This is a genomic window from Flavobacterium sp. GNP010, assembly GCF_056428945.1.
The window spans coordinates 1-22,991 of sequence record NZ_JBWJVK010000004.1 but is presented as its reverse complement, the minus strand read 5'-3'; the positions used below and the strand labels follow the sequence as shown (position 1 = coordinate 22,991).

Genomic DNA, 22,991 nt, shown 5'->3' with positions numbered 1-22,991 from the left:
AAATTCTGCTTTTTTTATATCAATTTAACTGAACGGTGATGGGCAAGTTATACGCGGTTCGAACTGCTTTTCCATCAATCATTCCAGGGGCCCATTTTGTTTTCAAGGATTTTAATACTCTCACGGCCTCTTTCCCTAAGCCATAACCTGGATCTCTTTTTACTTGAATATCGGTCATGCTGCCGTCTCTTTCAATGACAAATGAAACATAAACTCGAATAGATCCAGTACCGTCTATTTCTTGTTTCTCAAAATTATTACCTACATAATTGTAGAATTTAGCAATGCCTCCAGGAAATTCTGGAAGTTTGTCGAGTGTTACACTGCTAACGATGGTATTGCCTGAATCAACAGGCGGTGATGTTGCAGTGCCATTTCCAGTGGATGTGGTAGGATTTAGACCTATTATTCCAGTCCCTTCAGAAGGGGTATTGGTTACCGCTGTATTATCTGTATTTTTTGCAATATCCTGATTGGCTTCAGTAGTTTTTACGATTTCTGGATTTACTAGAGCAGCACTTGTTACAGGAAGATCCACATTTTTAGTTTTTATCTTGGGCTGCGATTCTTGTGGTTGCAACTCATTCGGAATAATGTCTATAAGTTGAACGACGGTATTTGTAAGTTCTGGTATTGTTATAGTAGTTCCTTTGTTGGGATTCATGTACGTCATAATCACAGGAATACTCAGTAATCCAGATAAAAGCAATACGCCCATAAACAATGCTGTTAATGCCGTTTTGGTACTTTCCATGCGCAGTTGATACGCTCCATATTCTTTGTTTCTGTCTTGAAAAACTAGATTAATCCAGCCGGTTTCATAAATGCTTAGTTTTGACATAGTGTATAGGATTTAGTGGTTAAGTACAATTAAATCATAAGCAAAAAGTGTTTTTATTTTATAACGTGAGAAATAAGATTTTTAGTATATGAATTTAATAATTATTTTAGAATAATTATAATTTATACGCAACTAATTAACTATTAGGGTATTTAATTGTATGCAAAATTTATTTTTAACTGAATAATTGAAACAATACGTCTAATAGAGTATTTAAGTGATGGCATTAGGATAGAATCTAAATAATGTATTGCATAAAAATTCAGGTAAAATGTCGCAACTAGTGTGGATTTTTGGTAAAAGAGAATCTTTAATGCTTAAGAATGCACTATCTTTTATTCTGAATAATTTCGGCTAGTAGTTTTTTGGCTCGAAGTAATTTAATTTTCACATTACTTAAAGGTTCCTCAATTTTATTGGCAATTTCCTGATAACTCAATTCTTGGAAATAGCGCAACTGAATAACTTCTTGATAATGTGGTTTTAATTCTTTGATGAATTGGAGTAATCGGGAAAGATTTTGCTCAGTAATCAATTCATCTTCAGCAGATGGTGTAGTGTCTGCTATATTGTAGGCTTGCCGATCCTGATCATCGGTTATTTCGATAAAAAGACTAGATTTCTTTTTTCGCAATAAATCGATGTGAACATTTTTTGCAATAGCAATCAACCAAGTATTAAATTGGAATTCGGAGTTGTAAGTTGCTATTTTATCGAAAGCTTTGGAGAAGGTTTCGATAGTTATATCTTCGGCATTGGTCTCGTTTTCTGTACGTTTTAGCATAAAGCCATAGACTTCATTCCAATAATAATCCAATAGAAAAGTAAAGGCAACTTGATCGCCTTGTTTTGCTTTCTCTATTTGTTTGTTTATTTCCAATGTACCGGTTTTGAGAATATATTTGCAATAAAGATATTGATTTGAGTTAAGATTAGGGCTATTTCAACTAGCGGGAACCAGAATTTAATATCATTTTCTTTTAGTTTACCTGCTGAAAATCCTACCACAATCCATGCCACTATATAGCGTAACGCAAATAAACTTAAAACTAATATCCATTGAAATTGGAATGCTAATAACACGATGGGAAGCAAAAGGAATAGTAATTGAGAACAATAAAATGTTCCTAATTGTAATTGATCAAGTAGTTTATAATGATGTGCAGTAGCAACATGCCTTCTTTTTTGTATTAACCAATCAGTGTAGGACGTTTTTGGTTTAGAAAGTGTGAAGCTTTCCGTTGCATAAGCAATGGTTGTGTTTTTGCCATTTGCAGCTTGGTTTATAAATAAATCATCATCTCCAGAACGAACCTGCATGTGTTCTATAAATCCATTTACATTGAAAAACTCATCTTTTTTATAGGCTAAATTTCTACCTACACCCATATATGGATGTCCTATTTTTGCCCATGAAAAATATTGAACTGCCGTTAATAAAGTTTCATAACGAATGATTTTATTCAGGAATGAATTCGGTATTTTTTCATATTTGCCATAACCCAAAACAATTGTTTTTTGCATCGTAAATTGCGAACTCATAGCGGTTATCCAATCCTTTGATGTAGGGTAACAATCAGCGTCAGTAAATAACAAGTACTCTTTTTTGGCCGCTTTTATGCCTAAAGTAAGTGCGTATTTTTTATTTCCCCAAAAGGCTTCATTGTTCTGTACTTTTACCAAACGAATATTGGAATATTGCTTTTCAAAACCTTCAAAAATATCTAAAGTGGCATCGCTAGAGGCATCGTCAATGAGCACGATTTCATAATCAGGATAGTTTTGTTCCGCAAGTAACGGAATAAAATTAAGTACATTATCTTCTTCATTTTTAGCACAAACAATTACCGAAATAGGTATTCTTTTTGGCGTAATTTTTTGTGCTTTCGCAAAAGCAAATTTCCCAAAAACGCCCAAGTAATATGAAATTTGAACAACAACAATAAAGATAAAAAAGTAAAGAATTAGTATAAGCATTTTGCGTTTAGTGAGTTTGTAATCTTGTATTTTACGACGAGTGCAAAGGTAGGAATAGAATTGTAAATTGTAAATAGAATATGTGAATTTCGAAAGAATTTATATAGGGCATTTTTTCATCTCGTTTGCAACTGCTATGGACTGATTTGTATTGACTTTTTTCAACTCGGTAATGATATTTTGGTAGTTTTTATCGTCACGATTTTGAGACATTTTTTTTGTAGCTTGAATTTCAGTTATTTCAATTTCAAAGGCTACAATTCCGCGACTTTGCATCATGGTTTTTTTGGATAGATTTTCTACTCGAATAGGATTTTGTGAGTTTTTCTCATACTTATCAACTAGCTTTTTTAAGGATTCGATGACGGCTTCTCCTTCAATAATTTTGATTTTTCCATACACATGAACGGCAATATAATTCCATGTTGGCACATTTTCATGATCATACCACGAGGAAGAAATATAACTGTGAGGTCCTGAAAATACTGCTAAAACTTCATCGTTATTTTGTAACCCTTCAGCTTGTGGATTTTCGGCGGAAATATGGCCGTATAAAATAGCGTTACCCTCTGTAGTAGTTTCTAGTTCTAACGGTATATGTGTGGCACATAATTTTCCGTTTGTTTGATTGATTAAAATGCCAAAGCTATTTTCAAGAAGAAATTTTTTGATTTCTTCTTGATTTTCATTTTTGTAGATTTCTGGAGTGTACATCTTTAATTTAAAAATTAGGATTTAGAAGTTTTGAAATACTATTTTGGTATCGACAATCTGAAATTAATATATAATTCCGATTTTTTTAAACTGAAAACTGCGACTGAACGCTGCCAGCTGAAATCTAAATCACATTAACCTCGGCCTCAATATGAATACCAAAAGTTTTGAAAACCGTCTCTTGAATATCCCTTGAAACATTCAAAATTTCTTGTCCTGTTGCAGTGCCATAATTTACTAAAACCAAAGCCTGATTTTTGTGTATTCCGGCGTCACCAAAACGCTTTCCTTTAAAACCAGTTTGTTCTATAAGCCATCCTGCAGGAACTTTTACTTCGGTTTCCGAAATATCAAAGTATTTCATTTCAGGAAATTGCTGGTGTATTTTTTCGAAATCTGATTTTAATAAAATTGGATTTTTAAAAAAACTACCACTGTTTCCCAATTCTTTAGGATCTGGCAATTTACTTTGACGTATACTAATCACGGCATTACTCACGTCCTTTAATGTTGGATTCGAGATGTTATTTTTCGCTAGTTCTCCCGAAATATCTCCATAAGAAGTGTTGATTTTATGATTGATTTTTGTCAATTTAAAAACAACCGATGTGATAATGTATTGATTTTTTGCTTCGTTTTTAAAAACGCTTTCTCGGTATCCAAAATTACATTCGTCTTTTGTGAACGTTCTCATATCCAGACTTTCTATTGCCATTGCCTCGCAGGAAACAAAAGTGTCTTTTATTTCGGTTCCGTAAGCACCAATGTTTTGGACTGGCGTAGTTCCCACATTTCCTGGAATGAGTGACATGTTTTCTAAACCGCCAAAATTTTGATCGATAGTCCACAGTACAAATTCATGCCAACTTTCGCCAGCCTGACTTTCGACCCAAACAAAATCTTCGTTTTCTTCAATTATTCTCTTTCCTTTCAAATCGATATGAATCACCAATGCATCAATGTCTTTGGTCAAAAGCATGTTACTTCCACCACCTAAAATAAATTTTTGTTGTGCTTTGTTTTCCTGTAAAATCATTTTCAAATCGTGTACAGAATGAACAGCAACGAATTGTTTTGCTTTGGCTTCAATGCCAAAAGTATTGTATTTTTTTAAAGAGAAATTAGGTACTATTTCCATAAAAGAGAGGGCTTTTTTGAATTGTTCTGTGCTGCGCCAAAAGTAAGCATTAAAATTTAGTTGCATAGGTTTTCATCCAGATATGCATCATAAACAGAGGCATAATATAGGGTGTCATCTGTGTGTCACCGTGCTGTAATTTACGTACCAATTTTTGAATGTTGATGTGTTCAAAATAAGGCATTTGAAATAAATCACTTTTCGAGAAAGAATCTAATTCGTCTTTAAAAGCAGGACTTTTTGTAATGTAATCACCCCAAGGTGCGCTCAATCCTACTTTTATGAATTTTAAAATTTCATCTGGCAAACGGTCTTGCATGGCGTTTCTTAGGATGAATTTTCCTTTTATTCCTGTAAAAAGTAATTTATCCTCTAATGATCCTAATCCAACAATTAACCTCGGGTCCAAGAATGGTTCTCTACATTCTATCGATGCGCCCATGGTACAACGATCATTCCTGTCTAAAAGGGAGCATAAATAAGTATGTTGGTCAAAGTAAAGTGCTTGTCGCCGAAGATTATTTGGATACAATGATTTTGCTTCTTCGTATATTTTTTTTCGGTATTCGTTTGTGGGTGTTTCTTCTATCCCAAAAGTGGTTGCAATATCCTTAGGATAGATATTCGAACCATTAAATAAAACGAGATCTGATTTTTTCTGAATTTGAGCAAAACGCAACAGTTTATTGTGCAGTGGTTTTTTTGAAAACAGATCGAAATTGCCAAGTAGCGTAATCACATGCAGAAGAGATGGATGTTGTAAGGCTTTGTAGCGCTTATAACCGCCCATCAACTCATCGGCACCTTCACCAGAAAGTAACACTTTTACAGCAGGTTTTGCCATTTGTGAAAGCGCTAAAAGATGCGGCTCACTTAAATGCATGACGGGCTCATCCTGAAAATAAGTAGCATTTATTAATTGGTCATAAAGATTTTTGTCTTCTAATTGCATGGTTTTAAATCCATAATTGAATTTCTCTGCCATCATTTTAGCCAAATGTGCTTCGTTGTGTTCTTTCTCTCTAAAACCAATATTAAAGGTTTGTATGTCTTTGTATTTTTGATGGTGCAATGAAGCCAATATCGAGGAGGAGTCCAGTCCGCCGCTGAGCATAACACCTACAGGAACGTCGCTCACCATTCGCATTTTTACAGAATCATCAAACGTTTCTCGAAACCATTCTACCGGATTTTTTATTTTAGGTTGGTTTTGAATTTCTCTTTTAAGATCCCACCATTTTTCTGCGGTGGTTTTTCCATCTTCGTCAATGGTCATGACATGTCCGGGTAATACTTTTTTTACGTTTTGATATAGCGTGTTTTCTCCAGCAACAAATCGGTTAAAAATATACTCTTCCAGTCCATCTTGCGCCATTTTGAGTGGAACTCCAGCCGTGAAAAGTGCTTTTTGTTCGGAGGCAAAATAAAATGTTTCGTTATAAAAAGAATAATATAAAGGCTTAACACCCATTCTATCCCGAACAAGAGTTAGCTTTTTTTCTAATTTATCCCAAATAGCAAAGGCAAACATACCGTTGAGGCGGTTGAGCATTTTTAAACCATGCAATTGAAATAATTTCATTAAAACTTCGGTATCTGAAGTGGTTTTAATATCAAATCCACTACTTTTTAACTCGGGATTAAATTCTTTAAAATTGTAGATTTCACCATTGTAAGTCATCACATAGCGGCTGTTTTCGGAGACAAAAGGTTGGTGTCCTGATGATGAAATATCTAAAATTGAAAGCCTTCTATGACCAATTCCAATATTTTTTTCTATAAAAATCCCTTTATCGTCAGGTCCGCGATGCTCTAGAGAATCTCGCATTTTTGTTAAAATACGTTCATCAACTTTTTTCTGGGTTTGTAAATGTAAAATTCCATTAATGCCACACATAGTTAATTGGGGCTATTGTTGTTGATTAATTCGTGGTATTTATTGGCAATAATTTTCATATTTATGGAGTAATCAGCATTTTTTTCTAAAAATAATCGATTGTTTGCTACAGCTTCGTTGCGGTATTTTTCGTTTTTAAAGGCCCAGATTAATTCGTCTGCAAGCATTCTGTAATCATCAATTGTAACTAATTGTCCGTTTTTGCGGTGTGTAATCCAACTTTTATTTCCTACAATATCAGTTACAATTGGGTAGCAATTAGTAGCCAATGCTTCAAATAAAGAAGCTGAAACACCCTCGGTGATGGGCATACTAATGTAAATATTAGATTGTTGTAACAGTTTTGGTAATTCAGTATTTGGAATTCTTCCCGTAAAGTTTACTTTATTTTCGATGTCTAAATCTTTTGCTAAATCTTTTAATTTAGAAAGTTGTGTTCCGTCCCCTATTATGGTAAGTACGAAATCAATTCCTTTTTGGTTTAAAATGGCAAATGATTTTAAGATAATATCATGGCGGTATTCTGGCAATAAAGAACGCGTTACAATGGCACAAATTTTTTCAGGATTGGCGGTGTTTTGATTGTTAAATTTAACCAGATCAATTCCTTTTGGTAAAACCAAAACTTTATTCATATCCACATTGGCCTCTATCATTGAAATGGTCATTACAGGTCCCCAAGCATGAATTAAATCTGCTTTTTTGAAAGCATAGTATTGCAGCAATTTTTTTAACGGTAATGAAATCGATTTTTCAGGCCATAAATCGGTTTTGCCTTGTTGTGCAATGGCAATTGGTTTTACGCCAGATAATGCTGCAAGAAAACCATAACTGGTTGTTCGTTCTGCAATTACCATATCTGGTCTTTGTGTTTTTATTATTTTCCTAATTTTAAAAATAGCCAATTTAAATTCGAAAATCCTTAAAATTCGGTTATGAATGCAATTACTTGGCGTTTTTAATTCCCAGGTAACAATTTCAAAACCACCAAATTCCTTGAGGCCATCCATCCAAGTGATGGCATCGGCCCTGTAGGTTTCTCCTAGAAAGAGTATTTTCTTTTTTTTCATCAGTGTAAACTATAATTACTCAGACGTTAATGCTCTATTGATAAAGTCATTTAGAGGTTTTAAAAGGATTAATTTTTTACTTACAGTAGTAACGAAATCTTTTGTTCCAGCTGTTGAAAAATTAATTTTCTGCGAGGACTCAAAGCTTTTTAATTTTAATAAATCGATAGCGGGATGTTCTTTTTCGTAGCCTCTTGGCGGATTTTTTAGCGTATTTTTTTCATCTCGATCAAAGTCATTGAACTCTTTTTTAAACTCTTTCTCGTTTAGAATTGCTTCCAAGTCTTCATGGAAATAAGCAATTTCCTTGCGCATTTTTTTTAAATCATTGGCTTCAGGACAATACAAGCCGCCAGCAATAAAGCTGGATCCATTTTCTAAATGAATGTAATAACCCGAACGATTCAAGCCTTTTGCCCCAGAGGAAAGCCAAATGCCTAAATGTGATTTATAAGGAGTCTTGTCCTTAGAAAACCGAATGTCACGATTGATTCTAAAGGTACAATTTTTTACTTCGAGCATTTCCAATGAAGGATCTAGTGGTTTCATAGCATCCAATAAATCAGCTACTAGGAGTTGGTAATCTTTCTTGAAAGCTTCGTAGCGTTTTTTATTATCCAAAAACCAATCGCGATTGTTATTGGCTTTTAAGTCATCTAGAAATTGTAGTGTATCTTTTGAAAGCATAGTTGGCCTATTATAGTTGTTTTTTTAAATCTGCTTCGCTAATAAATCCAGAATGTTTCCATGTTACTGTTGCATGGTCATATAATAATAAGGTAGGAAGTTCACTGATTTTTAAGGCTGCCATAACGGTTTTGTTTTTGTCGGCATCCAGTCGAATGATTACTATTTCCTCACCTAAATCTTTTTGCATCTGTAATATGTAAGGCGTCATTATTTTGCATGGTGCACACCATTCTGCATAGAAATTAATTAAGACTTTTTTATCAGATTGTAACAGCTTATCGTATTCTGGGAGCGAAAGGCCTATTTTTTTGTTACTGGGTTTAGAAAGACCCGCAGCCTCCCATTTTAGTATGCCACCTTCTAGCTGATAGATGGTTGTAAAGCCTAATTCATTTAGTTTTTCAGCTGCTTTCTGGCTTCTTCCGCCGCTTTTACAATATACAAAAACGGGCACTGATTTGTCCATTTTTTCTACATCGGAAATAAAAGTACTTCCAAGCCAATTTATATTTTTGGCATTTTCAATATGGTTAGAAGAGAATTCGTCAGGAGTTCGCACATCCAGAATTTGTTGTTTTGGTGTTGTTGCAATTTTTTCTGCAAAGGCTTTTGCATCAATTGTTTTGATTGCCTCCGAATTTTGTCCTTGGCAGGAAAAAACAACAAAAAGTAAGATTGCGTAGCATATAGAAGGGAATTTCATTGTAGTGGTGTTTAAAATTGAATACGCTAAATTAGGTAATTTTTCAATTTTTTGAATGCAATGAGGTACTAAATAAAAGTTATAAATTAAAAATTTTATACGTCTGATGCGTCGATTTTACAATGGCTTCAGTACGTTCCGGATGCGTATCTGAAATAAAAAGTTGCCCAAAAGTATCGCTGTTGACCATTTCGATAATTTTTGCCACCCGACTTTCATCTAATTTATCAAAGATGTCATCAAAAAGTAAAATGGGTTTTACACCACTTTGTTTTTTTAGAAACTCAAATTGAGCCAGTTTCAAGGCGATTAGAAACGATTTTTGCTGTCCTTGGGAGCCAAATTTTTTAATTGGATGTTGATCAATTTCAAATGCTAAATCGTCTTTGTGAATCCCTACACTTGTGTAATGTAAAGCTCTGTCTTTATTAATGTTTTCCTGTAATAAAGTCAATAAGTCTTTTTCGTATAAATGACTTTCATATACCAATTGAACCGTTTCTTGCGAACCCGTTATAGCTTGATGATGCGTGTTGAAGATAGGGATAAACTGGCCAATAAATTCTTTTCTTTTCTCGAAAATATAAGCGCCAAAACCGTTGAGTTGCTCATTATATATAGAGAGTGTATCGGTATCAAAAACATGATTCAATGCAAAATATTTCAATAAAGCATTGCGTTGGCTCATTACTTTTTGATATTGAATGAGTTGCTGTAAATAATGGGAATCCAGTTGGGAAATCACGCTGTCCATGAATTTTCTTCTGGTTTCGCTTCCTTCTACAATTAAATCCCTGTCAGCAGGAGAAATGATAACTAAAGGAATAAAGCCAATGTGATCTGAGAATTTGTCGTAAGCCTTGCCGTTGCGTTTCAAGATTTTTTTTTGCCCCTTTTTTAAACTGCAAAGAATTTGTTCATTTCTTTCGTTTTTTTCGAATTCAGCATCAATTACAAAGAATTCTTCTCCGTGTTTAATATTTTGAACCGCTAGCGGATTGAAATAACTTTTCCCGTAAGATAAATGGTATATGGCATCCAGCACATTTGTTTTTCCAATTCCATTTTTGCCTACAAAACAATTTATCTTACTGTCAAAATCAAAATTTGCTTCTGAAAAATTCTTATAATTGAATAATGAAATTTTTTTTAGATACATGGAAAAAGCTTACTGTTATGGGGAACTTTGATATTATTTGAGGACTTTTTCAAAGTGGGTGCAAATTATTGAAAAATATCCATATAAAGTACTTTTCTATTTTTTCTATGAAAATTATTTTGGCTTGGCCCAGAAAGATTGTTTGGGTATAATTTTTTTTAATATTAAAGCATATTTTTTGCGTGGGTTTGAATAAAAATTTTATTTTTGCGACTCACTAAATTAAAATAAATGGCTACTTATAACAAAAGAGGATATAAAACACCAAAAGAAAAAGAGGTAAACGAAGGAGTTGAAGCAGTAATCATTGACGATAAAGACAGCACGACAGCTGAAGTTTTTTCTAAATTAGATGAAACAGCTTCAAGAACTGAGGATTGGGTTGCTAAAAATCAAAAAGTGATTATTGGTTTAGTTGCTGCTGCTGCAATTTTTACAATTGGATATTTAGGATATCAGAGATTTGTTGCGGCTCCTCAACAAGAGGAAGCAGCTAATGAAATGTTTGTAGCACAACAAAATTTCCAAAAAGCAACTGATGGAGTAGCAAGTGACTCTTTGTATAAGTTATCGCTTAATGGTTCAGAAGGTAAATTTGGATTCTTAAAAATTGCCGATGAATATTCTGGAACTGATGCAGGAAATTTAGCTAACTATTATGCTGGAATTGCTTATTTGAACACAGGAAAATATACTGAAGCAATTGATTATTTAAGTAAATTTAAATCAGATGATATTGTTTTAAGCGCTGTGGCAAAAGGAGCGATAGGAGATGCATATTCTCAAAAAAATCAACCTCAAGAAGCTTTAGAGAATTATGTAAAAGCGGCTGAGTCAAATAAAAATGATTTTACAACACCACGTTTTCTATTAAAAGCTGGAAAAGTAGCTTTAGCTTTAGGGAACAAAGCGGATGCATTAAAATATTTCACAGACATTAAAGACAATTTTGAAGGAACTCCAGAGGCTGCTTCAGTTGATGTTTTGATAGGATTAGCACAATAGTAAACAATGATACAAGATTGGTGATTTAAGATTGGATATTTTTGATTTCAAAATGCTATCTTTAAGATCTGAAATCAAAATTCTATAATCAAAATACTAAAAGCAAATGGCTACCGAAAATAAAAACTTATCCGATTACGATAAAAATTCAATCCCAAACGCAAAAAATTTTCGCTTTGGGATTGTTGTTTCAGAATGGAATGATTCCATAACAGAAGGTCTGTTTAAAGGCGCCTTTGAAGCCCTTTTAGAAAACCAAGTTCCTGCTCAGCATATTATTCGTTGGAATGTTCCGGGAAGTTTTGAGTTGATTTACGGTTCCAAGAAAATGTTGCAAACACAAAACGTAGATGCTGTAATTGCTATAGGATGCGTCATTCAAGGACAAACCAAACATTTTGATTTTGTATGTGAAGGCGTAGCGCAAGGCATAAAAGACTTGAATGTTCAAACGGATATTCCAGTTATTTTTTGTGTCTTAACAGATAATACCATGCAACAATCTATTGATAGAAGTGGAGGAATTCATGGAAATAAAGGAACTGAGGCCGCAATTGCCGCTATAAAAATGGCTTATATTCGTCAACAAGCTTCTTTGTCTCATCAAGTTGATAATCAACACTTACTGTCTGCTGGAGCACTCCAGTTGGATGAGGCTGGGCCTTTAGAATTGAAAGAATAGTTTTAAACATACTACTTAATGAACCTATACTGTTATCTAAAACAGTATAGGTTTTTTGTTTTTTTTAAAATGATTAAGCTATTATTCCAAATAGAAATTCATTAAATTTGTATTTCTTGGTTTTAAAAAACTTTAAACCTTAAACTTTAAACCTAAATTTTTTAATGTCGAGTATAATACAATTACTTCCTGATCATGTTGCCAATCAAATTGCTGCTGGTGAAGTGGTTCAAAGACCTGCTTCAGTGGTCAAAGAACTTCTTGAAAATGCAGTTGATGCACGAGCGACGGATATTAAATTAATTATTAAAGATGCTGGAAAAGCCTTAGTGCAAGTAATTGATAATGGTTTGGGAATGAATGTTACTGATGCGCGTTTGTGTTTTGAACGTCATGCCACTTCCAAAATTCGTCAAGCCGAAGATTTGTTTTCTTTGCATACCAAAGGGTTTCGTGGAGAAGCTTTAGCCTCTATTGCTGCTATAGCTCATGTAGAAATGAAAACCAAGCAAGAACAAGAAGAACTTGGAACCCATATTATCATTGAAGGTAGTAAATTTGTATCTCAGGACGTTGCTGTTTTGCCTAAAGGAACTTCATTTGCTGTCAAAAATTTATTTTTTAATATTCCAGCGCGACGTAATTTCTTAAAGTCGGATACGGTGGAATACCGCCATATTATCGATGAATTTCAACGCGTAGCTTTGGCTCACCCACAAATACATTTCACCTTTTACCACAATGGTAGTGAAATGTTCAATTTGCCGCCTTCAACTTTACGCCAACGTATTGTTACTATTTTTACGGGCAAAACCAATGAAAAATTAGTACCTGTTCAGGAAGAAACAGAAATAGTTACCATTCAGGGATTTGTAAGCAAACCAGAATTTGCAAAGAAAAATCGTGGCGAACAGTTTTTCTTTGTCAATGATCGTTTTATTAAAAGTGGTTATTTGCATCATGCGGTTATGGCTGCCTATGACGGAATATTGAAAGACGGTACGCAACCCAGTTATTTTTTATATTTATCGGTGCCTCCAAACACAATAGATATAAATATTCATCCTACTAAAACGGAGATTAAGTTTGATGATGAACACGCGCTTTACGCTATTTTAAGAGCTTCCATAAAACATAGCTTAGGACAGTTTAATGTTGCTCCCGTTTTAGATTTTGACCGCGATGCTAATCTGGACACACCGTATCATTATAAAGATTTAGAAGGTGCTACGCCAACAATTCAGGTAGATGGTACTTTCAATCCTTTTGCTGAGGATAAACCCAGTAAGCAATTTTCCAGTTATAGAAAACCAGAGCCAACATCTAATTGGGAAAGTTTATACGTAGGTTTAAAACAAGATACTGACGAAATAGGACAGATGACTTTTGAAAATGAAGAAGTGACTTCTTCTTTATTTAATGACGAAGAAGTAGAACATTCTGTTCATAAAACGTATCAAATTCATAAAAAATACATTGTTTCTTCAATCAAATCAGGAATGGTAATTGTAGATCAGCAAAGGGCGCATCAACGGGTTTTGTATGAGCAGTTTTTAGTAAATATGACTGTGAATCAAGCATCTAGCCAGCAGCTGTTATTTCCTTTGAATCTATTTTTTTCGTCAAGCGAAATGGAACTCATCGGTGAATTACAATTATCATTAATGAACACTGGATTTGTCTTCGAAGAAAACAACACCGATCATGTTGTTATTTCAGGAATTCCAGTGAATGTAACGGAAAGCGAAGTGTCATTGGTTTTAGAACAATTATTAAGCGATTTGCAGGACGGAATTCCAGAGAGTAGCTTTAGTCAAAACGATACAATTGCCAAATCTATGGCCAAAAGTTTAGCGGTAAAAACAGGAACACACTTAACCGAAAAAGAACAGGAGAACTTGGTTAACGGACTTTTTGCCTGTAAAGACCCCAATGTTTCCCCATTTCACAAACCCACTTTCATCACGATGCGTGTGGAAGATTTAGATAAAAAATTTGCATTATGAGAAACGTAACTGAAACCGTAAAACAATTAATAATTATAAATGTACTTTTTTTTGTAGGTACACTGGTAATAGGTGATGTGGCCTATAAAATATTAGCCTTATATTTTCCAGAAAATAAAGACTTTCAATTGTGGCAACCTATTACACACATGTTTATGCATGGGGGTTTTATGCATATTTTTTTCAATATGTTTGCGTTGTACTCTTTTGGCTCAGCATTAGAACAAATCTGGGGAAGTAAGAAATTTTTATTTTTCTATATTTCCTGCGGATTAGGCGCTGCTTTGTTGCATACGGGTGTCAATTATTACTATTTTCAAGATGGTTTGAATACGCTAATCGCTAATGGATTTCCTAAACAAGATATTTTACAATTATTGAACGAGGGTAAAATTGATACTAGATGGCAGCAATTTATAGCAGCTGGAGATTTTCAAAACTTTACTAGTGCTTTTGCGGGTACCGCAGTTGGTGCATCGGGAGCTATTTATGGGATAATTGTAGCATTTGCTTTTATGTTTCCTAATGCTGAATTGGCTTTGATGTTTATTCCTGTACCAATTAAAGCAAAATATTTTGTACCCGGCTTAGTATTAGTTGATTTATATTTGGGTATTTCTGGAAAATCTATTTTTGGAGGTGGAGGAATAGCCCATTTTGCGCACGTTGGTGGTGCTTTGTTTGGATTTATTATTATGTGGTATTGGAAGAAAAATCAGTTCAATCAAAACCGATGGAATTAAAATAAAATAGTTTTTTTAGACAATTAAAATCGGCTACCAAATATTAAAAATATATGAATATTATTGATGACTTGAAAGTACAATACAAGATAGGAGGAATAGTGACTCGGCTAATCTTTTGGAATGTGGCTTTGTTTGTGATTCCGTGGTTGTTTTTTGCACTTTTATCTTTGTTGGGTATCAATATTGATTACCTTAATTATGTGAGTTTATCATCTAATGGGGCGCTATTACTCTGGAAACCATGGTCGTTGCTTTCGTATTCTTTTTTTCATAGCGGCATCATGCATATCGTTTTTAATATGATTGTTCTAAATTTTTCAGGCAGATTGTTTATGACCTATTTTACATCCAAGCAATTGTTTGGGCTGTATATATTAAGCGCTATTTTTGCAGGGATTAGTTATGTTCTGATCTTTTATTTGCTGAATATAAATGCACCTATTGTGGGAGCATCAGCAGCTATTATGGCTATTTTAGTTGCTACAACAACCTATTATCCGTTGATGGATCTGCGGTTATTGATTATTGGAAATGTCAAGTTATGGCATGTTACAGCTGTTATTCTTGTTATCGATTTGATGCAATTGCGATCTGAAAATATGGGCGGACACATTTCTCATCTAGCTGGAGCTCTGTTTGGATTTATTTTTATTAAATTGCTTCAGAATGGAACTGATTTAAGTAAAGTTGTATCTCGCTTTGTTGATTTTTTTACAAATTTGTTCCAAAAAAAGCCGTCAACACCTTTCAAAAAAGTTCACAAAAATTACAGCCGGCCAGAGGTGAAGTCAGTTTCAAAAATCGTTACAAAAGATAAATCACAGCAACAAATTGATGAGATTTTGGATAAAATTAGCCAATCTGGTTATGATAGCTTGAGCAGTGAGGAAAAAGAATTCTTATTTAAAGTAGGTAAATAATAACACGAAATTTTTGAATGCTTTAATTTAAAAAATAGAGAAAATGAGGAATCTTTCATGGTTTAATAAAGGAATGTTTTTTTTGAATATAGTGCTGACTATAGTGACCTTTATTGCCTATGTTTTGCCTTTTTTGGCTCCCAAATCTTTCCCGCTTTTGTCTGTATTGACGCTATTTATGCCGCTTTTTTTCATATTTAATGGGTTGTTTTTTGTCTATTGGGCATTTCAATTTAAAAAGCAATTAATTGTCTCGGGTTTGGTGTTATTGATTGGGATTACTTTTATAAATAAATTTTATAAATTCTCTTCTCTTGAACTTCCAATAGCCGAAAAAGATTTTACGGTAATGAGTTATAATGTTCGTCTTTTTAATGTGTTTAAATGGATCGAAAGAGACGATGTGCCAGCTGATATTCTCACCTTTATTAATGATAAGAACCCAGATATTTTGTGTATTCAGGAGTACTCGTCATCAGCAAATATTGATTTGAAAGTGTATCCGCACCGATATATTTTTACAGACGGCAACCAAATTAAAACGGGTCAAGCTATTTTTTCTAAATTCCCAATTATTGACCAAGGAAATATCATTTTCCCAAATTCTAGTAACAACGTTGTTTTTGCAGATGTCAAGAAAGGAAAAGACATTATCAGAGTGTACAACATGCACATCCAATCCATTAAAATATCGCCTGATGTAAATGAAATTGATGAAAATATTGATGCTATGAATCAGCAGAAATCGCAAGTTTTATTTAGACGTATAAGCAAAGCATTCAAGCAGCAGCAGCAGCAGGCAGAGATTTTTAAAGAGCATAAAATAAAATGTATCTATCCTATGATTATTTGTGGTGACATGAATAACAGTGCGTATTCGTATGTGTATCGCAATATCAAAGGGAAGTTGAAAGATAGCTTTGAAGAGGCTGGTAAAGGATTTGGAGAAACCTATAAGTTCCGATATTATCCAGCTAGAATTGATTACATTTTTGCTGATGAAAAAATGAAAGTGAAAAAATTCGAAAACTTCCCACAATTCATAAATTCAGACCATTTTCCTATTATGGCCAGATTGTCTCTGGAGTGATCACAAATCTTTTTTTTATTTGATACTAAGGCGTTGGTTTTTTAAATAATCCATGGCGTATTTCCCTTCGTTAAACAGCAAATCTAACACACTTAAATTGTTGATAAAACCATGTTTGTCATCAAAAACCTGTGTGTAACTTTCAAAAGAAGAAGTATCTTTTTTTCCATTTACTAAAGTTCGAAAATCCATAATAATAGTGGGATCAACCTCTGGAATGTATGCTGTTGTCGTTTTGTAATCTAGTTTGATTCGAAAACAGTGGAAAAGAATTTCTAAAACTTCAAAATTCAAGTCTATTAAAAAGGTATGTTTTTTTTCGAAAATAGGTCTGATATCGTCTTCAAAAAATTCAAAAAAAGGCGAACTTCTATAAGCTGCTTCCAGTGATTTGAAGTGTTGTTTTTGCCAATCAAAATCCGTTTCAATTTTAATATCTTTCGTTTTTGGATGACTTTCTTTCGAATGTTTTATAGGAATGTTTAATAACTGAATGCCATTTGGACTATAAATATAAGCTCTGTTGCGGTTGGTTTGTTTCTGAAAATTATCGGCAACTTCAAAGGTGATACTTTCTGATTGCACCATGGCAGCAAAATGGCTAATTGATGGAAAGTAAGTTGGGTGAAGGAGAATATTCATATTTGTTGTAATGTATTATCATTTTAATGTAAAAAGTCATAAAGCTATATTGGCTATAGGCTTTATGACTTCTGACTTTCAAACTTTTGACTATTGTTTAGCTAATTTTCTTTTTTTCCAAAAATATTCTCCTATGAAAAATGCTGCTAAAGCAATTAGGAAGTATTTTAAATAGGATTGTGGCTGTCCGTCGCCGCTAACTGTTGTAAAAACTCGGTCCCAACGTATTTTATTCAAGCCTTTCCCATTAGTATCCCAACTTAACCAAATAAAAATGGGCTTCCCAACAATGTGATTTTCAGGAACAAATCCCCAATAACGACTGTCTTCTGAGTTGTGACGATTGTCACCCATCATCCAGTAATAGTTCTGTTGAAAAGTGTACTCTTTTACTACTTTACCATTGATTCTTATTTCCGTTCCATTTACCTGTAATTCGTTTTTAACGTCATTTTCAGCAGTTTCATAATCAGTAATGATCATTTTGTAAAACGGTAAGGTTTCAACTGTCAAAGCAACGGTTTTCCCTTTTTCTGGAACATAGATCGGTCCGTAATTATCACTGTTCCACTTATTGATATGTGGAAATACCCCTTTTCCATTATTAGCTTGGTCAATATCGGTAGCTATCTGTCTGGTAACTCCGGTGATTCCGGGTATATTTTTTAATCTTTCAGCGCTGGCATCTGTCAAAGCACTAAAAAACAAGGTATCTCTTTTGGTTTGATCCGTAAACATCACTGGATCGGTAACATCCATTTCTTTCAGTAAATATTCAAAATCGATTGGTGTTTTACCGTCCAATGCTACTTTGTAAGAGAATTGGGGTTTAGCTCTTTCTGGTAATTGTAAAATTTTACCATCGATATATACCATTCCGTCTTTAATAGATAGGTTATCTCCTGGAATTCCAACACATCTTTTTACATAGTTTGATTTTTTATCAACTGGTTTAAAAGCACGTCTTTTTGAAGTGTCAAAAAACCTATAAACTGTATCTACGGGCCAGTTAAAAACAACAATATCCGTACGATCAATATTCTGAATTCCAGGCAATCTCATATAAGGCAATTGAGGCCAAGTCAAGTAAGATTTGTTTTTTGTCAACGGAATAGAATCATGAACCATAGGCAAAGCAACAGTAGTCATAGGAACTCTTGCGCCATAATTCATCTTACTTACAAACAAAAAGTCACCTACTAGTAATGATTTTTCCAATGATGGAGTTGGAATGGTAAAGGGTTGTATGAAATAGGTATGAACTATTGTTGCTACTACAATTGCAAAAAGTAACGAACTAACAGTATCAGCAGTTTTGTTGTGAGGTACCAAACTTCTATCTGCTACGTATTCTAATTTTTGAGCATAATTCAAGTAATAAATATAAAATCCTAAAGTTATTAGTACTAAAAAAGTATCTAATCCTGAACGTTTTCCAAAACTACGTAGTGTTTCTACCCAAATTACAGGAAACATAATGAGATTAATAATAGGGATAAAAAGTAAAATTGTCCACCAGGTTGGTCGACCTATTATTTTCATCAAAACTATTGCATTATATACGGGAATTGCAGCTTCCCAACGTTTTCTTCCGGCACTTTCATATAATTTCCATGTTCCTAAAAAATGAACTATTTGCACCAGCAGAAAGAATACAAACCATTGATATGTTGACATAATATGTTTATTTGATTAACGAGTTATTTGTTTTTTCTAAAATTTGAACGGTTTATGATTTCTAAAAATCTATCGATATGAAAGTTTATGCATCTAATTCTAATACATCTTTCATTGTAAAAACACCTTGTTTGCCTACAATCCATTCGGCTGCAATTACGGCACCTAAAGCAAATCCTTCACGATTGTGTGCAGTATGCTTGATTTCAATGGCATCTACTTCAGAATTATAAGTTACCGTGTGGGTTCCTGGAACTGTACCTATTCTTTTCGCTTCGATTTGAATTTGCTTCGCCTGTTCGCTGTCGCTCGGGTTGGTTGTCTTTGGTTTTTCTAATGTCCAATTGGTGTATGAACTATTTTGGATAACACCTTCGGCTAATGAAATTGCGGTACCACTTGGAGCATCAAGTTTTTGAGTATGATGAATTTCCTCCATTATCACAGAGTAATTTTTGAATTTAGACATCATTTTTGCCAAATACGCATTAAGCTCAAAGAAAACATTCACTCCTAAACTAAAGTTAGAACTAGAAATAAAACCGCCATTCTTTTCCTCACACAGCGCTACCATTTCATCGTAATGATCTAACCAGCCTGTAGTTCCTGAAATAACGGGAACATTGGCATGAAAACAACTAGAAATATTAGTTACTGCAGCCGTTGGAACACTAAAATCAATGGCTACGTCAGCGATAGAAAGGCCTTCAAACGTATTGTTCTCGTCTTTTTTCAAAACGATTTCATGGCCTCTTTCCAGTGCAATTCGTTCAATTACCTGACCCATTTTACCGTATCCTAAAAGCGCAATTTTCATTTGATTGTATATTATGGTTTCAATTTTAGACAACGAAGCATCGAATTGCTTTCGCTCTAAAAATTATAATTAAAAGTTAGTCCCACATTAGTCTTTAATGTTACATCATTGGGATAAAGAACAGGTCGTATCGATAAGTTTTCATCTACATTGAATTGTATTAATGCAGCATCGACATTTGCATCAATGATGTTCAAGGCATAAAATGCTAAGGTGACTAAGGCTGATAAATCTCGATTTCTTTGGTAAAATTTTTGTCCGGCAATCAATCGATTGTTATCCAAAAAAGCTAAGTCATCGGTGGTGTATCCTTCAAGTCTACTTTTGTAAGCGTCTCGGTATTGATGGTATTTTTTATTATTGTCAATATAAAAATAAATACTAGTACCTAAAGCACCGTAAACAAGCGGGATTTTCCAATATTTTTTGTTGTAAGCTTGACCCAAACCAGGTAAAACAGCAGAGTAAAAAGCCGCCTTTGCAGGAGTTAACGGATCAATATCATTAGATTTCAAAGAGTCTTTAACTACAAGTGCTGCTGTTTCTGTTTGGGCACAAACAACAGTATTACCAATGACTAAAAGGAATAGACCTATGAAAATTATTTTATGCACTATTCGTTTATTAATTTAATAATTCTGTTGAAATCCTCTTCAGAATGAAATGGTATAGTAATTTTCCCTTTGCCATTCCCAGCTACTTTAACATCGACTTTGGTTCCAAAGTAGTTTGTAAAAGTACTTTTATGTGCATCTGCAATTTCAAATGAAGCTGCTTTTGGTTTGCCTGCAGGCTTAGGTTTTAAACTTTCTTGGTGGTTTTTTACTAGTGTTTCGGTATCGCGAACAGATAGATTTTGACTAACAATTTTTTGATAAATATCAGTTTGTACCTCTTGGTCTTCAATATTAATGATGGCGCGTCCATGACCCATACTAATGAATCCGTCACGGATACCTGTTTGGATAATTGGATCTAGTTTCAAAAGTCTTAAGTAATTCGCAATTGTAGAACGCTTTTTTCCAACACGCTCACTCATTTGCTCTTGAGTCAATTGAATTTCGTCAATCAGGCGTTGGTAAGAAAGCGCAATTTCAATGGGATCTAAATCATGACGTTGAATATTTTCAACCAAGGCCATGACAAGTGATTCGTTATCATTTGCAATACGAATATAAGCAGGAACAGTCGTCAAGCCTACCAAAGTAGAGGCACGAAGACGGCGTTCTCCAGATATCAATTGGTATTTATTAAACTCTAATTTACGAACCGTAATGGGTTGAATAACTCCTAATTCCTTAATCGATGTGGCTAATTCTCGTAGCGATTCTTCATTGAAATTGCTTCTAGGTTGAAACGGATTTATCTCAATTGCAGTAATTTCAAGCTCAATAATATTTCCTACAACTTTATCAGCATTTTTGTCGTCTACGGATTTGATATCGTTTTCTGGATCTTTCAATAATGCAGATAATCCTCTTCCTAAGGCTTGTTTTTTAATTGCTTGTGCCATAAAACTATTTGCTATTTTTCTTAATTATTTCTTGGGCAAGATGCAAGTAGTTAATTGCTCCTTTGCTAGTCGCATCGTAGTTTATTATACTTTCTCCAAAACTTGGAGCCTCGCTCAGTTTCACATTTCTTTGAATAATTGTGTCAAAAACCATATCGTTGAAGTGTTTTTGAACCTCCTCAACTACTTGATTAGATAAACGCAATCTAGAATCAAACATGGTTAACAAAAGTCCTTCAATATCTAAATCTGGATTGTGAATTTTCTGGATACTTTTTATCGTATTCAATAATTTTCCTAAACCTTCTAGAGCGAAATACTCACATTGAATAGGAATTACAACTGAGTCAGCTGCAGTCAGCGCATTCAGAGTAAGTAATCCAAGTGACGGAGCGCAATCAATAATGATGTAATCATACTCATCTTTAATACTTTCCAATGCTTTTTTTAGCATGTATTCTCTATTTTCTTTATCGACTAATTCGATTTCAATAGCGACAAGATCAATATGTGATGGAATAACATCCACATTTGGTGCAGAACATTTTACAATGGCCTCTTTCGGAGTGTGACTGTGTTCTAAAATTTGATACGTACCTATTTCAACAGATTCAACATCAATCCCCAATCCTGAAGAAGCATTTGCCTGTGGATCAGCATCAATAAGTAATACTTTTTTTTCTAAAACCCCTAATGAAGCAGCAAGATTAACTGATGTTGTAGTCTTTCCTACTCCTCCTTTTTGATTAGCAATCGCGATGATTTTGCCCATTTATTTTCTAAATTTTGAACCGTAAAAATACAATTATTTATGGTTTCTAAAAATCTATTTTGTTAACATTCGTTAAAGCTTGATTAGTCGGATATTGTGTAGGGTCATTTTCAAATTAAATTTTGCTTTCTAGGAGCTTATCCAGCTGTACGCTACAAGTTTTTGCATCACTACTAAATTTTCTAAAGCCCTAAAAGGAGCTTCTTTCAGTCGCTCTTTTAGTTCTAGAAAATAAAGCAGTGATGCTGCAAAGCTTTTCGCTCCCATCTGGGCTAAAAAGAGTTCGCTGTACAAAGGTTTTTGGTGCTATTTTAAAAGTTGTAGCAATTGCAATTTAATTACTGTTCTTATTTTTCAAAATGTTTTGCAGAAGCTAAAAAGAATTGTATATTTGCACCCGCTTTCGGGGTGTAGCGTAGCTCGGTTATCGCGCCTGCTTTGGGAGCAGGAGGCCGCAGGTTCGAATCCTGCCACCCCGACAAAAGCCGAACGATATCGTTCGGCTTTTTTTATTTTTAAAAGCAATGTTTTACGTCTACATCCTTTTTTCGAAAACTCACGAAATCTATTATGTAGGTTCTACTTCCATGGTTGTAGAAGAAAGATTGCGACGTCATTTGAGTGCTCATAAAGGATTTACAGCAAGAGCCAAAGATTGGGAAGTCGTTTATTCTGAATTATTTGACCAAAAATCTTTAGCAATTGCACGCGAGCAGGAAATAAAAAAGTGGAAAAGTAAAGTTAAAATAGAAGCATTAATTTCAAAATAGGCAATGGTTATCGCGTCCCGATTGCAAATCGGGAAGGCCGCAGGTTCGAATTTCCGTTTTCGGAATAAACACTGCCACCCCGACAAAAGCCGAACGATATCGTTCGGCTTTTTTTATTTTTAAAAGCAATGTTTTACTTCTACTTACTTTTTTCGAAATCAC

General features: G+C 34.1%; 23 protein-coding genes and 1 tRNA gene. 8 read left to right on the top strand and 16 right to left on the bottom strand.

Features of this window, described 5'->3' with window-relative positions:
* Positions 1-19: 19 nt before the first annotated feature.
* The 10 genes from AC061C_RS02210 to recF form a co-directional block, all read right to left on the bottom strand.
* On the bottom strand, positions 20-841 hold the full coding sequence (locus AC061C_RS02210) for an energy transducer TonB (RefSeq protein ID WP_478289841.1): 822 nt from the start codon (positions 839-841) through the stop codon (positions 20-22).
* 328 nt (positions 842-1,169) lie between these two features.
* Positions 1,170-1,721, bottom strand: a complete 552-nt coding sequence (locus AC061C_RS02205; protein WP_309756908.1) for an RNA polymerase sigma factor — start codon at positions 1,719-1,721, stop codon at positions 1,170-1,172.
* Positions 1,712-2,818, bottom strand: a complete 1,107-nt coding sequence (locus tag AC061C_RS02200) for a glycosyltransferase (RefSeq protein WP_478289840.1) — start codon at positions 2,816-2,818, stop codon at positions 1,712-1,714. The genes AC061C_RS02205 and AC061C_RS02200 overlap by 10 nt, the downstream gene beginning before the upstream one ends.
* A gap of 99 nt (positions 2,819-2,917) precedes the next feature.
* Positions 2,918-3,532: an FMN-binding negative transcriptional regulator gene (locus AC061C_RS02195; RefSeq protein WP_478289839.1), complete on the bottom strand. Its 615-nt coding sequence runs from the start codon at positions 3,530-3,532 to the stop codon at positions 2,918-2,920.
* A 124-nt stretch (positions 3,533-3,656) separates the two neighbouring features.
* Positions 3,657-4,670 (bottom strand): UDP-N-acetylmuramate dehydrogenase, encoded by a 1,014-nt coding sequence (gene murB / locus AC061C_RS02190; protein ID WP_478289838.1) that lies wholly within the window; start codon positions 4,668-4,670, stop codon positions 3,657-3,659.
* Between the two features lie 49 nt (positions 4,671-4,719).
* Entirely contained in the window at positions 4,720-6,567 is a 1,848-nt protein-coding gene (asnB, locus tag AC061C_RS02185) for an asparagine synthase (glutamine-hydrolyzing) (RefSeq protein ID WP_478289837.1), read from the bottom strand.
* 2 nt (positions 6,568-6,569) lie between these two features.
* On the bottom strand, positions 6,570-7,637 hold the full coding sequence (locus AC061C_RS02180; protein ID WP_478289836.1) for a glycosyltransferase: 1,068 nt from the start codon (positions 7,635-7,637) through the stop codon (positions 6,570-6,572).
* 15 nt (positions 7,638-7,652) lie between these two features.
* A complete protein-coding gene (locus AC061C_RS02175; RefSeq protein WP_478289835.1) occupies positions 7,653-8,324 on the bottom strand; it encodes a DUF2461 domain-containing protein in 672 nt (223 codons plus the stop codon).
* Positions 8,325-8,334: 10 nt separating this feature from the next.
* A complete protein-coding gene (locus AC061C_RS02170) occupies positions 8,335-9,030 on the bottom strand; it encodes a thioredoxin domain-containing protein (protein WP_478289834.1) in 696 nt (231 codons plus the stop codon).
* Positions 9,031-9,109: 79 nt separating this feature from the next.
* Complete coding sequence (recF, locus tag AC061C_RS02165; RefSeq protein WP_478289833.1) at positions 9,110-10,189, bottom strand: DNA replication/repair protein RecF; 1,080 nt, start codon at positions 10,187-10,189, stop codon at positions 9,110-9,112.
* Positions 10,190-10,420: 231 nt separating this feature from the next.
* On the opposite strand from recF, the gene AC061C_RS02160 reads away from it, so the two are divergent.
* From AC061C_RS02160 to AC061C_RS02135, 6 genes are all read left to right on the top strand, one after another.
* Positions 10,421-11,194, top strand: a complete 774-nt coding sequence (locus tag AC061C_RS02160) for a tetratricopeptide repeat protein (protein ID WP_478289832.1) — start codon at positions 10,421-10,423, stop codon at positions 11,192-11,194.
* 106 nt (positions 11,195-11,300) lie between these two features.
* The gene (gene ribH / locus AC061C_RS02155; protein WP_309760475.1) at positions 11,301-11,876 is read left to right on the top strand and encodes a 6,7-dimethyl-8-ribityllumazine synthase; all 576 of its coding nucleotides are present in this window, start codon (positions 11,301-11,303) and stop codon (positions 11,874-11,876) included.
* A gap of 164 nt (positions 11,877-12,040) precedes the next feature.
* Entirely contained in the window at positions 12,041-13,882 is a 1,842-nt protein-coding gene (gene mutL / locus AC061C_RS02150; RefSeq protein ID WP_478289831.1) for a DNA mismatch repair endonuclease MutL, read from the top strand.
* The gene (locus AC061C_RS02145; protein ID WP_478289830.1) at positions 13,879-14,625 is read left to right on the top strand and encodes a rhomboid family intramembrane serine protease; all 747 of its coding nucleotides are present in this window, start codon (positions 13,879-13,881) and stop codon (positions 14,623-14,625) included. The genes mutL and AC061C_RS02145 overlap by 4 nt, the downstream gene beginning before the upstream one ends.
* Positions 14,626-14,678: 53 nt before the next feature.
* Positions 14,679-15,548, top strand: coding sequence for a rhomboid family intramembrane serine protease (locus AC061C_RS02140; RefSeq protein ID WP_478289829.1), 870 nt, complete (start codon positions 14,679-14,681; stop codon positions 15,546-15,548).
* A 43-nt stretch (positions 15,549-15,591) separates the two neighbouring features.
* Complete coding sequence (locus AC061C_RS02135) at positions 15,592-16,638, top strand: endonuclease/exonuclease/phosphatase family protein (protein WP_478289828.1); 1,047 nt, start codon at positions 15,592-15,594, stop codon at positions 16,636-16,638.
* Between the two features lie 15 nt (positions 16,639-16,653).
* Here AC061C_RS02135 and AC061C_RS02130 read toward each other — a convergent pair whose 3' ends face one another.
* From AC061C_RS02130 to AC061C_RS02105, 6 genes are all read right to left on the bottom strand, one after another.
* Positions 16,654-17,280, bottom strand: coding sequence for a WbqC family protein (locus AC061C_RS02130; RefSeq protein ID WP_478289827.1), 627 nt, complete (start codon positions 17,278-17,280; stop codon positions 16,654-16,656).
* A gap of 90 nt (positions 17,281-17,370) precedes the next feature.
* On the bottom strand, positions 17,371-18,957 hold the full coding sequence (gene lepB, locus AC061C_RS02125) for a signal peptidase I (RefSeq protein ID WP_478289826.1): 1,587 nt from the start codon (positions 18,955-18,957) through the stop codon (positions 17,371-17,373).
* Positions 18,958-19,042: 85 nt separating this feature from the next.
* Complete coding sequence (gene dapB, locus AC061C_RS02120; protein WP_478289825.1) at positions 19,043-19,774, bottom strand: 4-hydroxy-tetrahydrodipicolinate reductase; 732 nt, start codon at positions 19,772-19,774, stop codon at positions 19,043-19,045.
* A 56-nt stretch (positions 19,775-19,830) separates the two neighbouring features.
* On the bottom strand, positions 19,831-20,388 hold the full coding sequence (locus AC061C_RS02115) for a DUF5683 domain-containing protein (protein WP_478289824.1): 558 nt from the start codon (positions 20,386-20,388) through the stop codon (positions 19,831-19,833).
* The gene (locus tag AC061C_RS02110) at positions 20,388-21,287 is read right to left on the bottom strand and encodes a ParB/RepB/Spo0J family partition protein (RefSeq protein ID WP_478289823.1); all 900 of its coding nucleotides are present in this window, start codon (positions 21,285-21,287) and stop codon (positions 20,388-20,390) included. Before AC061C_RS02110 ends, AC061C_RS02115 begins: the two co-directional genes overlap by 1 nt.
* A 4-nt stretch (positions 21,288-21,291) precedes the next feature.
* Positions 21,292-22,059 carry a ParA family protein gene (locus tag AC061C_RS02105; RefSeq protein WP_309759200.1) on the bottom strand — a complete coding sequence of 256 codons (768 nt, stop codon included), beginning with the start codon at positions 22,057-22,059 and terminating at the stop codon, positions 21,292-21,294.
* A gap of 404 nt (positions 22,060-22,463) precedes the next feature.
* Between AC061C_RS02105 and AC061C_RS02100 the strand changes: the two genes are divergently transcribed.
* Together AC061C_RS02100 and AC061C_RS02095 are read left to right on the top strand one after the other, a co-directional pair.
* Positions 22,464-22,538 (top strand) — tRNA-Pro (locus AC061C_RS02100).
* Positions 22,539-22,583: 45 nt separating this feature from the next.
* Positions 22,584-22,829, top strand: a complete 246-nt coding sequence (locus tag AC061C_RS02095) for a GIY-YIG nuclease family protein (protein ID WP_478289822.1) — start codon at positions 22,584-22,586, stop codon at positions 22,827-22,829.
* The last annotated feature ends 162 nt before the right edge of the window (positions 22,830-22,991 follow it).

What these genes read in the sequence shown, in the direction of transcription:
- AC061C_RS02160 (WP_478289832.1), top strand. Translation starts at nt 10,421, where the DNA reads ATGGCTACTTATAACAAAAGAGGATATAAAACACCAAAAGAAAAAGAG.
- AC061C_RS02200 (WP_478289840.1), bottom strand. Translation starts at nt 2,818, where the DNA reads ATGCTTATACTAATTCTTTACTTTTTTATCTTTATTGTTGTTGTTCAA.
- AC061C_RS02145 (WP_478289830.1), top strand. Translation starts at nt 13,879, where the DNA reads ATGAGAAACGTAACTGAAACCGTAAAACAATTAATAATTATAAATGTA.
- AC061C_RS02180 (WP_478289836.1), bottom strand. Translation starts at nt 7,637, where the DNA reads ATGAAAAAAAAGAAAATACTCTTTCTAGGAGAAACCTACAGGGCCGAT.
- AC061C_RS02135 (WP_478289828.1), top strand. Translation starts at nt 15,592, where the DNA reads ATGAGGAATCTTTCATGGTTTAATAAAGGAATGTTTTTTTTGAATATA.
- mutL (WP_478289831.1), top strand. Translation starts at nt 12,041, where the DNA reads ATGTCGAGTATAATACAATTACTTCCTGATCATGTTGCCAATCAAATT.
- AC061C_RS02105 (WP_309759200.1), bottom strand. Translation starts at nt 22,059, where the DNA reads ATGGGCAAAATCATCGCGATTGCTAATCAAAAAGGAGGAGTAGGAAAG.
- lepB (WP_478289826.1), bottom strand. Translation starts at nt 18,957, where the DNA reads ATGTCAACATATCAATGGTTTGTATTCTTTCTGCTGGTGCAAATAGTT.
- AC061C_RS02130 (WP_478289827.1), bottom strand. Translation starts at nt 17,280, where the DNA reads ATGAATATTCTCCTTCACCCAACTTACTTTCCATCAATTAGCCATTTT.
- AC061C_RS02095 (WP_478289822.1), top strand. Translation starts at nt 22,584, where the DNA reads ATGTTTTACGTCTACATCCTTTTTTCGAAAACTCACGAAATCTATTAT.
- AC061C_RS02140 (WP_478289829.1), top strand. Translation starts at nt 14,679, where the DNA reads ATGAATATTATTGATGACTTGAAAGTACAATACAAGATAGGAGGAATA.
- AC061C_RS02110 (WP_478289823.1), bottom strand. Translation starts at nt 21,287, where the DNA reads ATGGCACAAGCAATTAAAAAACAAGCCTTAGGAAGAGGATTATCTGCA.
- AC061C_RS02195 (WP_478289839.1), bottom strand. Translation starts at nt 3,532, where the DNA reads ATGTACACTCCAGAAATCTACAAAAATGAAAATCAAGAAGAAATCAAA.
- dapB (WP_478289825.1), bottom strand. Translation starts at nt 19,774, where the DNA reads ATGAAAATTGCGCTTTTAGGATACGGTAAAATGGGTCAGGTAATTGAA.
- AC061C_RS02210 (WP_478289841.1), bottom strand. Translation starts at nt 841, where the DNA reads ATGTCAAAACTAAGCATTTATGAAACCGGCTGGATTAATCTAGTTTTT.
- recF (WP_478289833.1), bottom strand. Translation starts at nt 10,189, where the DNA reads ATGTATCTAAAAAAAATTTCATTATTCAATTATAAGAATTTTTCAGAA.
- AC061C_RS02170 (WP_478289834.1), bottom strand. Translation starts at nt 9,030, where the DNA reads ATGAAATTCCCTTCTATATGCTACGCAATCTTACTTTTTGTTGTTTTT.
- ribH (WP_309760475.1), top strand. Translation starts at nt 11,301, where the DNA reads ATGGCTACCGAAAATAAAAACTTATCCGATTACGATAAAAATTCAATC.
- asnB (WP_478289837.1), bottom strand. Translation starts at nt 6,567, where the DNA reads ATGTGTGGCATTAATGGAATTTTACATTTACAAACCCAGAAAAAAGTT.
- murB (WP_478289838.1), bottom strand. Translation starts at nt 4,670, where the DNA reads ATGGAAATAGTACCTAATTTCTCTTTAAAAAAATACAATACTTTTGGC.
- AC061C_RS02175 (WP_478289835.1), bottom strand. Translation starts at nt 8,324, where the DNA reads ATGCTTTCAAAAGATACACTACAATTTCTAGATGACTTAAAAGCCAAT.